Annotated in this window: 2 protein-coding genes; both read left to right on the top strand. The window is 51.7% G+C overall.

Annotation, left to right across the window (positions count from 1 at the left end; all coding sequences use genetic code 11):
- The first annotated feature begins 278 nt into the window (after nt 1-278).
- Complete coding sequence (locus ACUU1I_RS20850; protein WP_000067493.1) at nt 279-809, top strand: MbeB family mobilization protein; 531 nt, start codon at nt 279-281, stop codon at nt 807-809.
- Between the two features lie 6 nt (nt 810-815).
- Nucleotides 816-886 (top strand): MbeD/MobD family mobilization/exclusion protein (locus ACUU1I_RS20845; protein ID WP_269548163.1); only part of this gene is annotated, 71 nt, incomplete at its 3' end.

Raw genomic sequence — 886 nt, 5'->3', positions numbered from 1 at the left:
GCCTGGCAGACGCTGGTTAATCACCATTACGGGCTGCATGACCCGAACGCCCCGGAGAACCGCAGGACGCTGACACTCCCTGATAATCTGCCGGAAACGAAACAGGCGATTGCTGAGGGCGTTACACGCGGTTTACCATGCCGGAGAGATAAAAGGCCGTCAGGATGTGATTCAGGCGCTCACAGAGGCAGGGATTGACGTGGTCAGGGTGACGCGAAGCAGTATCAGCATTGCAGACCCGAACGGCGGGAAGAATGTCAGACTGAAAGGAGCGTTTTATGAGCAATCTTTTACAGACGGGTGCGGAGTTCGAGAAAAAGCTGAAAGAGAGAGCCGAATCTACAGAGAAAATGCTGAACGACGAGTTCAGGAAGCTCGAAGAATCTGTAAACAGGGAACTGATCTCAAACGAATCTTTAATCAGGAACGCTATCAACGACCATACATCAGCCCTGAAAGAACTTCTGGAGAGGTATCAGAAAACGACCGTCGATACGATGGACGCACACTGGAAAACCGTACTGAAAATGAGCGTGAAACGCTGGCTGTGGCTGATTATCGTCTCAGTACTGATGTTTGCCACGACCGGGAGCCTGCTGTGGTGCCAGGGCATGAAGATAAACGCGAACATGAATATTCTCCGCGAGCAGAAAGAGAGTCTGGAGAAGCTGAACGCGAAGACATGGGGCGTGCGTTATCACGAGGACAGCAACGGACGTTTTCTGGTGTTGCCCGAGGGGATGAAAGCCGAAACGAACTGGACGATGGAAAACGGGAAACAGAATGCCGTAAGGCTGGTACAGGAGTAACAGAGCATGACGGAGCTGGAAAGACATTTGCTGAACGCATTAGAGCAACTGCAACAGGACTATATGCAGCGGCTGAA

The sequence above is a fragment of the Shigella sp. SIG3 genome (assembly GCF_053555855.1).
This window is presented reverse-complemented; position numbering and strand designations above follow the sequence as displayed.

Bases quoted from the DNA above. Each gene is read 5' to 3' on its own strand.
- ACUU1I_RS20850 (WP_000067493.1), top strand. From the start codon at position 279: ATGAGCAATCTTTTACAGACGGGTGCGGAGTTCGAGAAAAAGCTGAAA.